Here is a 14,439-nt window from a genome sequence, read left to right as displayed (position 1 = left end):
CAACAATGTCAAAGAACCGCCAGACACTAACAACGGACAGCTGATCCTGCCCCGACCTTAAACCGGGGGACCGGCTATCCGATAATGTTGGCGACCGTTGCAGCGGACAGTGGAAGCCGTCAGCACCGCGTCGGTGAGGGCCATCTAGGTCCCACCAAGGATTCGGTCAATAACCTTTTTGCAGTTTTGTTTCGGGTTTTTTGCAAAACCGCTCAATCGTGCGGCTTGCAGCGTCCCCGCTGCCATTCCGATATAGGGAGCGTGCGGTAATGATCAACCGCGCCCCGCCCGAAATTCTCCGACCGATGGCGCTGCACGGCCGGATTCGGGGCAAATTACCCGGACGCCGGGCCGCCTCGCGCCTCGCAATCGCGCCGAATTGCGCCTAGCACTGCAGGCATGACGATGCGCGACGCTGCCGAGCACGATGCCCCCGAAGGTTTTGGCGCGCGCGTGCGCAAGGCGCTGGCCTGGCGCTGGGGCAGCCAGCTGGTCGCGCAGTTCATCACCTGGGGATCGACGATCATGGTCGTGCGGCTGCTCGAGCCCTCCGACTACGGCCTGTTCGCCATGAGCCAGGTGATCGTGACTGCGCTCCACTTCCTGAATGGCTGGAGCTTTGCCAGCTCGCTGATCCAGGCCGACCGGGTCGGCGACCGCCAGATCGGGCAGGTGTTCGCGCTGCTGCTGCTAACCAACGGCCTGCTCGCGGCCGCGCAGCTGGCGCTGGCCCCGATCGTGGCCGATTACTACGGCCAGCCCGAGGTCGCCCGGCTGCTGCGCGTGCAGGCGCTGATCTTCCTCGCCATCCCCTTCACTGCCCTGCCTACCGCGCTGCTCGCGCGGCGGCTCGAGTTTCGCAGCCAGGGGATCGCCAATCTGGTGTCGGCCGCGGTCGCTGCAACCACGGCGCTCGCACTGGCGTGGTACGGCTTCGGCGTCTGGGCGCTGATCTATGCACCGATCGCGGGAATCGCGGTCCGGGCAGTGATCATGAGCATAGCGGCGCGGTTGTGGGTGCGCCCGGTGTTCGATCTCAGGGGCGCCCGGCGAATGATCGGGTTCGGCGGTGCGCTGACACTGTGCCAGCTGTTCTGGATCATCCAGAGCCAGAGCGACATCTTCATCGCGGGGCGCGTTTTCTCGGTCTATGAGCTGGGGCTCTATTCCGAGGCGCTGTTCCTGACGCTGATCGTGACCGGACGCTTCATCCCGCCGCTCAACGACGTGGCCTTCCCTGCCTATGCCGAACTGCACAAGGCGGGTCGCAGCCTGGGCCCCTATTTCGAACGCACCATGCAAAGCGTGCTGCTGGTCGTCACGCCGATCTATATCGGGCTGGCGCTGACCGCCCCCGAAGCGATCCTGGTGGTGTTCGGCGAGAAATGGACCGGGATGGCGCCCATCATATCGGGGCTCGCTATCGTCATGCCATTGATGGCGGTGCAGATCATCTGTTCGCCGACCTGCACGGCAACGGGGAAGGAAGGCATCTATCTTGCCACCAGCATCGCGGGCGCGATCCTGTTTGCCGGCTCCTTCTTCATCGGCGTCCAGTTCGGCGCGCAGGGGCTGGTGCGGGCATGGTGGGTGGCCGCGCCGCTGCTGTTGATCTTCACGCTCGCGCTCACCCTGCCGCAGATCGACCTCCCGCTGCGCCGCCTCGTGGTGGCCGCCGCGCCGCCGGTGCTCGCCTGCCTCGCCATGGTCGGTGTGGTCGGCGGCCTGCGGCTGGCCCTGCCGGCGGAAATCGGCCCGGTCGCCACGCTCGCACTCCTCGGCACTGCCGGCGCCGCGACCTATGCGGGCATGCTCTACCTCGTATGGCCCGATATCGTGCGCCAGAGCATTGCCATGATCCGGCGGACCCCGGCAGATCCCCTGCCCGCCGCCGCTGCCACGCCGGCCCCCGCCGGGCGGACCGGCGACGCCGCCGAGTGAACCGCGGGTCCGAACTGCGGCACGCGGGAGAAATGGCCCCCAAGCTCGGCCAATAAGCCGGCCCGCGGTCGCCATTCGCCGTGTCCACCGCGCGGGGGGTATGGCGGAGCGCCGCCTTGCCCCGCACACGCATCCCTCCCACATAGCCGGGCATGCCACCCGACTACGCTTCACCCGCCCGGCCCGACGATCCCGAAGGCTGGGTGACGATCCGGCGCTTCCTTCCCTATCTATGGCCCGCCGACAATCCCTCGCTCAGGCGTCGGATCGCCGGTGCGATGGTGTTCGTGCTGCTGGCCAAGGGCACGATGCTGGCACTGCCCTTCGCCTACAAGGGTGCGGTCGATGCCATGACCACACCCGCGAACGAAACCGCGATGGTCGCGCTGGCCTTTGTCATCGCCTATGCCGCCGGGCGCCTCGCCGCCGTGGTGTTCGACAATCTGCGCAACATCACCTTCGAACGCGTCGGGCAGGATGCCACGCGTCAGCTCGCCGAGGACACCTTCCGGCGGCTGCACCAGCTGTCGCTGCGCTTCCACCTTGCGCGCCGCACGGGCGAAGTGACCAAGACGATCGATCGCGGGACCAAGAGCATCGACACGATGCTGTACTTCCTGTTGTTCAACATTGCGCCCACCGCCGTCGAGCTGGTGGCGGTCGGAGTGATCTTCTATCTCAATTTCGGGTGGGAACTGGTCGCCGCCACCGCGCTGACCGTGGCTGCTTATATCACGCTGACGCGCAAGGTCACCGAATGGCGCAACGAACTGCGCCGGCGGATGAACGAACTCGACGGCACCGCGCTCGCCCGCTCGGTCGACAGCCTGCTCAATTACGAAACGGTCAAATATTTCGGCGCCGAAACGCGCGAGCACGCGCGCTATGCCGAATCCGCGCGGTCCTATGCCGATGCAGCGGTGCGCAGCCAGAACTCGCTCGGCCTGCTCAACATCGGCCAGGCGGTCATCATGAACCTGCTGATGGGCGGCGCGATGGGGTTCACCGTGTGGCAATGGAGCAAGGGCGTGCTGACCACCGGCGATCTGGTGCTGGTGAACACCTATCTGATCCAGCTGTTCCGCCCGCTCGACATGCTCGGCATGGTGTACCGGACGGTCCGGCAGGGGCTGATCGACATGGCGGAGATGTTTCGCCTGATCGATACCGAGACCGAAGTGAAGGACGCACCCGCTGCGCCCGCGCTGGTGGTCCGCCAGCCCACTGTGGTCTTCGACGATGTCCATTTCGGATATGAACCGGACCGCGAGATCCTCCACGGGCTCAGTTTCGAAGTCCCCGCGGGCAAGCATGTGGCGATCGTCGGCCCGTCGGGCGCGGGCAAGAGCACGATCGGGCGGCTGCTGTTCCGGTTCTACGATCCGTGGCAGGGGCGCATCCTGATCGACGGGCAGGACATCGCGCAAGTGACGCAGGCCAGCCTGCGCGAGAGCATCGGCATCGTTCCCCAGGACAGCGTGCTGTTCAACGACACCATCGGCTACAACATCGCCTATGGCCGCGGGGGTGCGTCGCGCGAAGCGGTGGTCGCGGCAGCGGCCGATGCGGCGATCATGCCCTTTATCGAACGCCTTCCCGACGGGCTCGATACCGAAGTGGGCGAACGCGGGCTGAAACTGTCGGGCGGTGAGAAACAACGGGTCGCGATCGCGCGCACGCTGGTCAAGAACCCCCCGATCCTGCTGCTGGACGAAGCGACGAGCGCGCTGGACAGCCGGACCGAGCAGGAGATCCTCGCCACGCTGCACCGCGTGTCCGAAGACCGCACCACGCTGGCCATTGCCCACCGCCTGTCGACGATCGCCGATGCCGACCGCATCCTGGTGCTCGACCAGGGCCGACTGGCCGAAAGCGGCACTCATGCCGAGCTGCTGCAGGCGCGCGGATTGTATGCCGAAATGTGGGCCCGCCAGCAGGCGGAACGCAGCGACTAGGCACTGTCCCGGGCCGCAACCGATCGGCACGGCGCAGGCCGCCAATGCGCGCGCATCTTGTGCTGCAATGCAACATCGTTCATAGAGCGGTGCGAATTCTGCTCGCCGGTCTGCGTGCGCCATTTTCCGAACCTGACAGGACATTCCCCATGCTCGACCGTGCCGCGATCCACCGCGACTGGTTCTCCAACATCCGCGCCGACGTGCTCGCCGGGCTCGTCGTCGCGCTGGCGCTGATACCCGAGGCGATCGGCTTCTCGATCATCGCCGGGGTCGATCCGCGCGTCGGGCTCTATGCCTCGGTCGCGATCGCCATGGTCATCGCCTTTACCGGCGGGCGCCCGGGTATGATCTCGGCGGCGACTGCGGCGGTAGCCGTAGTGGTGGTGCCGCTGGTGCGCGACCACGGGGTCGAATATCTCTTCGCCGCGACCATATTGATGGGGGTATTCCAAGGCATTGCCGCGCTGCTGCGGCTCGACCTGCTGATGCAGTTCGTCAGCCGTTCGGTCATCACCGGCTTCGTCAACGCGCTGGCGATCCTCATCTTCATGGCGCAGTTGCCGCAGCTCGACCCGAGCAATGCAGGGATCGGCTGGGTAACCTATGCCATGGTCGCGGCCGCGTTGGCGATGATCTACCTGATCCCGAAGGTCACCACCGCCGTGCCCAGCCCGCTGATCGCGATCATCGTGCTCACCGCGCTGACGATATTCCTCGATGCGCCGGTCAATACGGTCACCGACATGGGCGAATTGCCCGAAGGCCTGCCCTATTTCGCGCTGCCCGATGTGCCGCTGAACTGGGAAACGCTGGCCATCATCGCCCCCTATTCGGCGACTATGGCCGCGGTCGGCCTGCTCGAATCGCTGCTCACCGCGCAGATCGTCGACGACATGACGCATACCGGCAGCAACAAGCGCCGCGAAAGCGGTGGTCAGGGCATCGCCAATATCGTCGCGGCCTTCTTCGGCGGCATGGGCGGCTGCGCGATGATCGGCCAGTCGGTCATTAACGTGACCAGCGGCGGCCGCGGCCGGCTGTCGACCTTTACCGCCGGCCTGTCGCTGCTGATCCTTCTCGCGCTGCTGGGCGACCTCGTCGGCCAAGTGCCGATGCCCGCGCTGGTGGCGATCATGATCATGGTGTCGATCGGGACCTTCAGCTGGAACTCGATCCCCAATATCGGCAAGCACCCGTGGCAGAGCTCGGTGGTCATGCTGACCACGGTTGCCGTCGTGGTGGCCACGCACAACCTCGCGCTAGGCGTGTTGGCGGGCGTGATCCTGTCGGGCGTGTTCTTCACCCACAAGGTGATGACCATGTTCGAAGTGGTCCGCGAACGCGACGGGGAAACCGCGACCTACCGCGCCAAGGGGCAGGTCTTCTACGCCAGCGTCGAACGCTTCGAAGCCGCGCTCGGGCCCGAGAGCATCATGCCCGATCCGGCCGACCACGTGATCATCGACGTGTCGAAAGCGCATTTCTGGGACATCAGCGCGGTCGGCGCGCTCGACAAGGTGGTTGAACGCATGCGCCGCAATGGCCGCAGCGTGCAGGTCGTCGGGCTCAACCGCGCGAGCAGCGATCTGGTCGACAAGTTCGCGCTGACCGACAAGACCGGTGTCGAAATCGGGCTGGCCCCGCATCCGTAAGCCGCATGTCGGGGGCGGTGGCCGCCCCTGCGCGGGCGTGAAAAAGGGCGGGCACGGTCAATCCGCGCCCGCCCTTGTTAGTGCATTCGCCGAAGCCTAGTCCGCTTCCAGCGCTTCCAGCAGCTTCTCGGCCGCAGGCTCGCTCGACGGCGGGTTCTGGCCAGTGATAAGCAGGCCGTCCTGGACCACATAGGGTTCGAAGACGCCCTGCTTGGAAAAGGTCCCGCCCTGCTCGATCAACACGTCTTCGAGCAGGAAGGGCACGACATCGGTCAGGCCGACCGCATCTTCTTCCTGGTTGGTGAAGCCGGTGATCTTGCGTCCCTTGACGACCGGGTCGCCATTCGGCGCGGTGACGTTCTTCAGCACGGCAGGCGCATGGCAGACCAGCGCTACCGGCTTGCCGGCGGCCAGCGTGTCTTCGATCACGGCTTTCGAAACCGCGCTCTCGGCAAGGTCCCAGAGCGGCCCGTGACCGCCCGGGTAGAAGACGCCGTCGAAGGATGCGACATCGACATCCGCGAGTTTCTCGGTCGAGGCGAGCTGCGCCTGCGCCTCGCTGTCCTTCTTGTACCGTTCGGTCGCCGCGGTCTGCGCATCGGGCTCGTCGGATTTCGGATCCAGCGGCGGCTTGCCGCCGGCCGGGCTGGCCAGCGTAATGTCATGCCCGGCATCCTTGAGGACGTAATAGGGGGCAGCGAATTCCTCGAGCCAGAAGCCCGTCTTGTCGCCTGTGTCGCCGAGCTCGTCGTGGCTCGTCAGAACCATAAGAATTTTCATAGCGTTCGTCCTTTCGGGGGGTTTTGGGCGTGGCCGGAGTGTTCCGGCGCTTCACCAAAGGAACACACGTCGCGCGCTTCGGTTTCGCTCTATTCGAGTAGCCGGTCCCGGCCCGGAAGCTGGCGCCGATCGTCAGGCCCCGGCCGCCGCCAGGCGCGCAGCACGTCGAGTGCCTCCGCAGCGCGGGCGCAAGGTACGAAGGCGTGATCATGGTGGAATGCCGCGATCATGTTGCAGGCGATCCCGGCATTGGCCAGCGCGCCCGACACGGCGGAGGTCAGTCCGACACCTTCAAGGTCGGAATGCACCGTCAGCGTGATCCTCGCGAAGTCGGGGCCCTCGATGCCCAGTTCACCTGCTACATCGGCAGGAACGATCGCCGTTACGCCCTCGTCCTCGCGGAAGGTACCGATCGCCGCGCCGAGCAATTGCGGCGCCGTGTCCGGTTGCACGAGCACGAAGCGCCAGCGGCGCGGGTCGAGCCGGGGCGCCATGGCGGCGATCATCGCCCGGCCACCGCGCACCGGCCCGTCCATTACAGGATGTATTTGCTGAGGTCGGCGTCGCCCGCCAGCGTTTCGAGCCGTTCGCGTACATAGGCTGCATCGATCGTGATCGTCTCGCCGGTCCGGTCTTCGGCCTCGAAGCTGATATCCTCGAGCAGGCGTTCCATCATCGTCTGCAAGCGCCGCGCGCCGATGTTCTCGACCGTCTCGTTGACCCGCGCCGCCAGCTTGGCGACTTCGGCGATCGCGTCCTCGGTGAAGTCGAGCGTGACGTCCTCCGTGCCGATCAGCGCGCGGTACTGTTCGACCAGATTGGCGCGCGTTTCCTTGAGGATGCGGACGAAGTCCTCTTCGGTCAGCGCGCGCAGTTCGACGCGGATCGGCAGGCGGCCCTGCAGTTCGGGCAGCATGTCGCTGGGCTTTGAAACGTGGAACGCGCCCGACGCGATGAACAACACGTGGTCGGTCTTCATCGGGCCGTATTTGGTCGCCACCGTGGTGCCTTCAATCAGCGGCAGCAGGTCGCGCTGCACCCCTTCGCGGCTGACCGATCCACCGCGCACGTCGCTGACTGCGATCTTGTCGATCTCGTCGAGGAAGACGATGCCGTTGGTTTCCGCATTCTCCACAGCGACGCGGTTGACGTCGTCCTGGTCCATGCGGTTTTCGGCCTCTTCATCGACCAGCCGGTCCCATGCATCGGGCACCTTCAGCTTGCGGCGCTTAAGCGGGCTCTTGCCCATGGCCTTGCCGAACATGTCGGACAGGTCGATCATGCCGACCCCGCCGGGCATGCCGGGGATATCCATCGGCGAGCTGGGAGCCTCGCGCACTTCGATCTCGACTTCGGTATCGTTCATCGAATTGTCGACGATCCGCTGGCGGAACGCCTCGCGCGTCGCTTCGCTGGCATTGTCGCCGACCAGCGCGATCAGCAGCCGTTCCATCGCGGCCTTGCTCGCGGCCTCGCGCACCGCGTCGCGGCGGCGTTCCTTTTCCAGCCGGATGGCTTCCTCGACCAGGTCGCGCGCGATCTGGTCGACATCGCGGCCGACATAGCCGACCTCGGTGAACTTGGTCGCCTCGATCTTGATGAAGGGGGCCTCGGCCAGCTTGGCCAACCGCCGGCTGATCTCGGTCTTGCCGCAGCCGGTGGGGCCGATCATCAGGATGTTCTTGGGGGTCACCTCGTCGCGCAGCTCGGGGCCGAGCTGCTGGCGGCGCCAGCGATTGCGCAGCGCCACGGCGACCGCGCGCTTGGCATCCTTCTGGCCGATGATGTGTTCGTCCAGCGCGGCGACGATCGCCTTGGGGGTCAGTGCTTGTGTCATGTCTTCCTATCGTCATCCCGGCGCGAGCCGGGACCTGTCTCGATTTGGCGCTCGGCCGAAAGCGATCCCAGCTTTCGCCGGGATGCCGCAGATCAAACCGTTTCGACGGTCACATTGCCGTTGGTGAACACGCAGACATCGGCGGCAACCGCCATGGCCTTGCGCGCGATGGTTTCGGCGTCGTCCTCGTAATCGACCAGCGCCTTGGCCGCGCTCAGCGCGTAATTGCCGCCCGACCCGATGGCCGCGATACCGCCTTCGGGTTCCAGCACATCGCCATTGCCGGTGAGGACCAGCAGGTTTTCCTCGTCCGCCACGATCATCAATGCTTCGAGATTGCGCAGGTACTTGTCCATGCGCCAGTCCTTGGTCAGCTCGACCGCGGCGCGCAGGAGCTGGCCATTGTACTGCTCGAGCTTCTTCTCGAGCCGTTCGAACAGCGTGAAAGCATCGGCAGTCGCGCCGGCGAAACCGGCTACGACCTTCTCGCCTTCGCCGATCCGGCGCACCTTGCGCGCATTGGGCTTCATCACGGTGTTACCCATGGAAACCTGCCCGTCGCCGGCGATGACCGTGGCACCGCCGCGCTTCACGCCGATGATGGTGGTGGAATGCCACTGGGTCAGCCCGTGGCGATTGTCTCTATCATCCATGCGCGCGATATGGGGCGCGCGCGGCGGGGGTCAAGCCGGAGCAGGCCCGCAGGCTTACTGCCCCTGGCCCAGGCCCGGCTGGCCGACTGCACCGATATTGCCGAACAGGTCTTCGAGGAAGCTGCGTTCGCGGCCCAGCGTGGGCGTCTCGTCGCCATCAGGGCGCAGGTAGACCACCTGGTCCATGCCCGTCCGCTCGGCCGAAACGACATTGCCCGCGGCATCGAATTTCACTGCCAGCACCGAATGCTCGCGAATCCGCGGGCGAACGAAGGGTTTGCGGCCCGTCGTGCTCGACACGTAGTACCAGGTCTTCTCGCCATACTGGCTTTCGAAGGTCGGACGCCCCAGCGTACCGGTGACGCTGCGCTCATTGTCGATCCCGGGCTGGACCGATTGCACCAGCGTGGCATCGACGATGTAGCCACGCGGCTCGCGGATCGCGGTGCAGCCCGTCGCGGCGATGGCGGCAGCGCCGATTGCGGCAAGGCCCAGAATTTTCGACCTGTTCATGGGAACAGCAAATCTCCGTCTTTCGGCAGGCGCTTGGCCGCAGGCGGCCACCTCCCTATATGCTTGGCCCACGCCTTAATCCGAAAGCGCCAGCCCATGCAACTCGGCATTGGGGGGCGCTTGGGGATCGCGGCCTGTATTGCCGCTGAACGGAGTTGTTTGTGTCCTTCCTAGCCCGCCTTTTCGGCAACGTCTTTTCCCTTGGCCCCGACCCGCGCGAAGAGTGGCGCCCCCTGTGGCAGCGCACCGTTGCCGAAGCCCGCGATCCCGACTGGTATCGTATGTGCGGCGTCGCCGACAGCGTCGAGGGTCGCTACGACATGATCACGTTGGTGCTCACGCTGGTCATGCTGCGGCTGGAAGACGAAGGCGGGATGGCCGCCAGCACCGCGCGGCTGACCGAACTGTTCGTCGAGGACATGGAGGGGCAGCTGCGCGAAGCCGGAATCGGCGATCCCACCGTAGGCAAGAAGATCAACGCGCTGATGGAAAGCATGAACGGCCGCATCGGCGCCTATCGCGAAGGATTGCGCAGCGATCCGAAGGTGCTGGTCGAAGCCGTGCGCCGCAATGTCACCATGGCGCAGCCAGACGAGGCCGAGGCGCTGGTCCAGCGCATGGCCGCGCTGCATGCCCGGCTCGAGCGGACGAGCATGGATCAGCTGCGGGCGGGCGAGTTTGCCGCATGAGCGCACCCGAACTCAGCCGTCCGGTCAAACCGCGCGCCCTGCCTGCAGGGCCATTGACCGTTGACGCCGGCGAGACCGAACGCGCAGCGCTGGCTGCGCGGTTCGGCGTCACCGCCATCCCGGCGCTTACCGCCACCGTGGATTTCGGCACCAAGGATGATGCCGTGCTGGCAGAAGGCACATTGGCCGCGACCATCACCCAGCCCTGCTCGGTCACGCGCGAGGAACTGAGCTATGACGTGAGCGAGCCGCTCATGCTGCGCTTCGTGCCCGCCGGATCGGTGCCCGACTATGCGCCCGACGAGGAAATCGAGCTCGACGCCGAGGATCTCGACCAGATCGAATATGAAGGCGATGCGTTCGATCTGGGCGAAGCGATCGCGCAGACGCTCGCGCTGGCGATCGATCCCTATCGCGAAGGTCCGGGCGCCGAGGAAGCGCGCTGCAAGGCCGGCATCGTCAGCGACGAGGAACAGGCCCCCAGCGGCCCGTTGGCCGAGGCGCTGGCAGCGCTGAAAAAGGACCAGGCATGACGGCGCTGACAATCACTCCCATGGCTTCGCTCGAGGAGCTTGTTCCGGCGCTCGCGGCGGAGGGGCTGCCGGTGGATGATATCGAAGACGACGGGCGCGCGTTTTTCGCCTTCCATCACACGGGTCGCTGTATCGGTTTCGGGGGGATCGAGGGCGATGGCCCGGACCGCATTCTGCGCTCGGTCGTCATCCTCGGCACGGCGCGCGGTCGGGGCACGGGGCGCGAGTCCGTCGCGCTACTGGAAAGCGAGGCGCGCCGTCAGGGTGTCGCCCGGCTGCATTTGCTGACCACCACCGCAGCGGACTTTTTCCGCAAGCTGGGTTATCGCGATCACGACCGCGAGGATGCGCCCGCAGCGGTCGCATCCTCGCGCGAATTCGCCGCGCTGTGCCCTGCCAGCGCTGAATATCTGGTCAAGCCGCTCTAACCGATCAGAACGGAAGATCGTCGGCGAGGCGGTCGTAGTTCGAACCGCCGCCGGGCCCGATGCCGCGCCGCTCTGGCCGCGTGGGTCGTCAGTTCCGCTCGAACCAGTACAACGTTCGCGTTGGCAGCACATCCACTGCCTTCACGATCCGCGCGCGCTGCGACAGCAGGTTGGCGAAGGTTTCGTTGCGATAGTCCGGGAAGATATCCGGCCGCTGGGACAGCAACAGCTGCACCATCGCGTCTTCCTTGTGGGGGAATTCAATCACCCCGGCAGGCGCAAGGGACACGAGCCAGTCGACTGCCATGTCGAGCGGTACGTTGCGCCCGATGGCAATGTGGTGAATGAACGCGAGTGCCAGAAGCGCATCGGGCTGGGCGCGCCCGGCAAGGCCCATCCGCTCGGCCTCCCCCCAGCCCTGCGAGGGACTTGGATTGGCTGCATCGAGCCACAGCGGCAGCAGATCGAGCTGTTCCAATTGCGCGCGCTTGAAGGCAATTTCCAGTGCGCCGTGGTCGAAATCGAAACCGATGACCTTCCCGGCCCCGGCCTCTAGCGCCGACTTCGAATAATCGCCCGTATTGCAGCCGAGATCGTAGAGCAGGCCCGGCTTGATGGCGGCGACCACCTCCTTGACCAGATCGTGCTTGGCCTCGGCTTCGGGAGCGGCGTAACTGGTGTTGTTCGCGTAGTCGCCCCACACCGTCTTGTGCGACGGGACTTCCATTTTCGCGATGGCCCCGCGCAGCCCGCGAAGCATGCCTTCGAAGCTCGAGCGCGGCAGGCGCGCCTCGCGGTACCGCGACGACCCCGTCGTCGTCTGCACCGACCGGTTCTGCAATGTCGCCTGGGCGATAACGTGGGTCAGCACGGTCCAGTTGAGCCGCTTCCTCAGCGGAACGAGTTTGGCCAGGTCTTCCGGCGCAATGCCTTCGAGCGATCCGCGGAACCAGTGGTTCGGCTGGAGATCGAGCATCGACCACATCAGCAGCGGATTGAGGAACTGCATGCAGAACTGGCGATGCGCGGCCCAGATCTCGCCGTCCTCGTACGGGCGGATCGACAGATGGTCGATATGGACCGGTCGAGTCCCGTCGAATTGCATGTTGTAAGCAGTCGCATCGCTGAGCGTGAAGTCCTGGGACAGAAGCTCGAGATGCAGGTCGAGATGCGCCAGCGCCGCCGCCTTGTGCAGGCTGAAGCTCCATTCATACGGATATGAGATGAACGGGATCTGCGGATGGGAAAGGAGCACATCGGCCTGTTCGATCCCTACTTGCGATGCCTGTTCGGTCACATCGGTGAAATCGACCAGCCGGCCCCTCTCGACCAGTTTTCGCATGACGCCGGATTCATCCGCTCGTGCAAAATTGCTCGCCGCGTTACCCGTTATCGAGCGGAACACCTTCTCGCCGACGCGGAATATTCGACCGCCCGGATCGCGAAACGAACCGGGGTCCAGGACTGCGCTGGCGCTCATTCTTCGCCGCTGGGTTTCTGGCGGCTAAACAGCGCTTTCACCTTGTACAGCGAAGTGCGGAAGAACAGCGTCGCACCGGCAACTGCACCGATCGCCGCCTGCAGGACAATGCTGCCCGTCGCGGGATCGATATACGCGTGGGCCGGCGCAGATAGACTGAGCATGGCGGCAAAGCCAACGAGCGAAACCATGGTTCTGTGATACATCGAGATTCCTTCGCAAGGGGTCTGGGCTGTGGTCAAACGTGAAGCGGTTTGGCTAAAATCTTATTAATTTACCGGGTAAAACCCGGCAGCGGCCGCCACTCGCGCGGGGTGCCCGCCGCATCTGTCACCGCCACCTGGTCCACCGCGGGCGCGGGCCGCGGGGCTGCAGCGAACTCGCGGGCGCGGAAATCGGCCATCAACCGGCCGAGAGAATGCGTTCCGGGCACCTCGCCCGGGCTTTCACCGGGAACGCGGATCGCGAAAAAGGTCGAATAGGACATCAGCAACTCGCGCGGCGAAAGCTGTGGCCCGTCAACAAACGGCTGCGTAGGAGCAATCCGCGATCCGTGATCGCCGTGGATCAGGACGATCGCCTCGCGGCCTGCGGGAGTGCGATCGAGCGCATCGAGCAGCCGCTCGAGCCGCTGCTGGAGACAGCGCACCTGGTCGGCATAGCCTTGTTCGCGCGCAGCGGCATTGCCCGGCCCGTGTTCATCGAGCCACCGGGATTCGGGTTTCACCGTGCAATCGGCGGCTAGCATATAGGGATCATGCGGCAGCAGAATATGTGCGAACTTCACTTCCCCCTCGCGCAAACCGGCGACGTCAGCGATGAAACTGTCGAACTGCCCTAGCGAGGTCAGCGGAAACAGCTCGCTGCGATTATGGGCCAGCCGAGCCCCGGGGTCCGGGCGAATCCTGCCCGTGGCGGAGCGGATCGTCCTGGTCAGGTTAAGCATCGTGAAGCCGAACACTTTCGCACGGTCGGTCGCGCTCATTTCGGTGCCGAGCATGGAAGACAGCCCGGAACTTTCGAACGTTCTGCACCGTGTCAGTTTCTGTTTCACGCACAGATCGAAATACGCGGGGAGCAAGGCGTCGATGCGATAACCCATCGCATCGAGATCCGCGAAATATGGCAGTTGTTCGGGTATCGAATATTCCGAGGTGATCGAGTGGACCACGGGTTCGTCCTGCCCGTAGGAAAACAGTGCCGGAAGCGAGTTCAAGGTCTTCGCATACGGGCTGTAGGCGCGCGGATAGACCTGGAAATCATGGCTGGTGAAGAAGCGGACCTGCTCGGACCGCAAGTCCCGGTAGATGTCCGGACCCAGTGCCATGCCGTCCAGCCCGAGATAGGAATCGAGCACCAGGTGAACGATCGCCGGGCGGTCCGCGCGATCGCGATCGGGGTCCTGCAGGTTCTGCGCCTCGTTCCCGGCTTCGCGCGGGCTGCCGTCATCGAGAACCAGTTCGGCACCTTGAAAGAAGAGGACCGCTGCGGCCGCCGCGAAGAGGATCTTCACGAAGACCTCGTGCACATAGAAAGCGATCACTGCGAAAATGGCCCAGCAGCCCAGGAACCAGATAGCAGAGATCGATGCGTTCAGGTCGACCAGCACCGCTGCGAAGAGTGCCACGACGAGGAACCACAGGCGCGGTTTGGCTGCTTGCTGGATGAGAGCCATCGCCCCCCCGACCAGCGCAAGCGCCAGCATGGTTATCGCTACCTCGGGCCGGAAAAGCGGATAGCCGTTGAAGTTGAGCAGATTGAAGAAGCTGGCCCACAGCGCGACAATCCACACGCAATGCGAGAGCCAGCGATCGCTCGATGTCTCGTCCTGAATGCTCATCCTCACGTACCCCCTGAACCGGGTCGGGGTAGGTGCATCTTGGTTAAGATGCCCTAAAGGCGCGGGGGGCGGGCTGATCCGGCAGGAACGGCTTCGGATCGCTGCGCGGCAGGGGTTACCTGCCTATGGGCGCTT

14 protein-coding genes are annotated in these 14,439 nt (G+C 65.0%); 6 read left to right on the top strand and 8 right to left on the bottom strand.

From position 1 onward, the window contains the following. Positions 1-399: 399 nt before the first annotated feature. The 3 genes from SJY12_RS12880 (at position 400) to SJY12_RS12870 (ending at position 5,551) form a co-directional block, all read left to right on the top strand. Positions 400-1,941, top strand: coding sequence for a lipopolysaccharide biosynthesis protein (locus SJY12_RS12880; RefSeq protein WP_397505576.1), 1,542 nt, complete (start codon positions 400-402; stop codon positions 1,939-1,941). Between the two features lie 152 nt (positions 1,942-2,093). Next, complete coding sequence (locus SJY12_RS12875; protein WP_397505575.1) at positions 2,094-3,896, top strand: ABCB family ABC transporter ATP-binding protein/permease; 1,803 nt, start codon at positions 2,094-2,096, stop codon at positions 3,894-3,896. Between the two features lie 149 nt (positions 3,897-4,045). Next, complete coding sequence (locus SJY12_RS12870; protein ID WP_397505574.1) at positions 4,046-5,551, top strand: SulP family inorganic anion transporter; 1,506 nt, start codon at positions 4,046-4,048, stop codon at positions 5,549-5,551. Between the two features lie 96 nt (positions 5,552-5,647). On the opposite strand, the gene SJY12_RS12865 is transcribed toward SJY12_RS12870, so the two are convergent. The 5 genes from SJY12_RS12865 to SJY12_RS12845 form a co-directional block, all read right to left on the bottom strand. Next, positions 5,648-6,331, bottom strand: a complete 684-nt coding sequence (locus SJY12_RS12865) for a type 1 glutamine amidotransferase domain-containing protein (protein WP_397505573.1) — start codon at positions 6,329-6,331, stop codon at positions 5,648-5,650. 89 nt (positions 6,332-6,420) lie between these two features. After that, on the bottom strand, positions 6,421-6,867 hold the full coding sequence (locus tag SJY12_RS12860; protein ID WP_397505572.1) for an ACT domain-containing protein: 447 nt from the start codon (positions 6,865-6,867) through the stop codon (positions 6,421-6,423). Continuing rightward, a complete protein-coding gene (gene hslU, locus SJY12_RS12855; RefSeq protein WP_397505571.1) occupies positions 6,867-8,168 on the bottom strand; it encodes an ATP-dependent protease ATPase subunit HslU in 1,302 nt (433 codons plus the stop codon). Before hslU ends, SJY12_RS12860 begins: the two co-directional genes overlap by 1 nt. Positions 8,169-8,260: 92 nt before the next feature. After that, positions 8,261-8,821, bottom strand: coding sequence for an ATP-dependent protease subunit HslV (hslV, locus tag SJY12_RS12850; RefSeq protein ID WP_063505459.1), 561 nt, complete (start codon positions 8,819-8,821; stop codon positions 8,261-8,263). A gap of 54 nt (positions 8,822-8,875) precedes the next feature. Further along, positions 8,876-9,334, bottom strand: a complete 459-nt coding sequence (locus SJY12_RS12845) for an outer membrane protein assembly factor BamE (protein WP_050599209.1) — start codon at positions 9,332-9,334, stop codon at positions 8,876-8,878. A gap of 161 nt (positions 9,335-9,495) precedes the next feature. On the opposite strand from SJY12_RS12845, the gene SJY12_RS12840 reads away from it, so the two are divergent. The 3 genes from SJY12_RS12840 to arsN2 are packed head-to-tail and all read left to right on the top strand — an operon-like array spanning position 9,496 to position 10,984. Further along, entirely contained in the window at positions 9,496-10,023 is a 528-nt protein-coding gene (locus tag SJY12_RS12840; RefSeq protein ID WP_050599220.1) for a ubiquinol-cytochrome C chaperone family protein, read from the top strand. After that, positions 10,020-10,556, top strand: a complete 537-nt coding sequence (locus SJY12_RS12835; protein ID WP_397505570.1) for a YceD family protein — start codon at positions 10,020-10,022, stop codon at positions 10,554-10,556. Before SJY12_RS12840 ends, SJY12_RS12835 begins: the two co-directional genes overlap by 4 nt. Continuing rightward, positions 10,553-10,984 (top strand): arsenic resistance N-acetyltransferase ArsN2, encoded by a 432-nt coding sequence (arsN2, locus tag SJY12_RS12830; protein WP_397505569.1) that lies wholly within the window; start codon positions 10,553-10,555, stop codon positions 10,982-10,984. Before SJY12_RS12835 ends, arsN2 begins: the two co-directional genes overlap by 4 nt. 88 nt (positions 10,985-11,072) lie before the next feature. On the opposite strand, the gene SJY12_RS12825 is transcribed toward arsN2, so the two are convergent. The 3 genes from SJY12_RS12825 to SJY12_RS12815 form a co-directional block, all read right to left on the bottom strand. Next, positions 11,073-12,326 carry a class I SAM-dependent methyltransferase gene (locus tag SJY12_RS12825; RefSeq protein ID WP_397505568.1) on the bottom strand — a complete coding sequence of 418 codons (1,254 nt, stop codon included), beginning with the start codon at positions 12,324-12,326 and terminating at the stop codon, positions 11,073-11,075. A gap of 134 nt (positions 12,327-12,460) precedes the next feature. Further along, positions 12,461-12,655: a hypothetical protein gene (locus SJY12_RS12820; protein ID WP_397505567.1), complete on the bottom strand. Its 195-nt coding sequence runs from the start codon at positions 12,653-12,655 to the stop codon at positions 12,461-12,463. Positions 12,656-12,738: 83 nt separating this feature from the next. Beyond that, positions 12,739-14,304, bottom strand: coding sequence for a hypothetical protein (locus SJY12_RS12815; RefSeq protein ID WP_397505566.1), 1,566 nt, complete (start codon positions 14,302-14,304; stop codon positions 12,739-12,741). Positions 14,305-14,439 lie beyond the last annotated feature (135 nt).

The organism is Qipengyuania sp. R86523, assembly GCF_044596365.1.
GTDB classification, from domain to species: Bacteria; Pseudomonadota; Alphaproteobacteria; order Sphingomonadales; family Sphingomonadaceae; genus Qipengyuania; species Qipengyuania citrea.
This window is presented reverse-complemented; position numbering and strand designations above follow the sequence as displayed.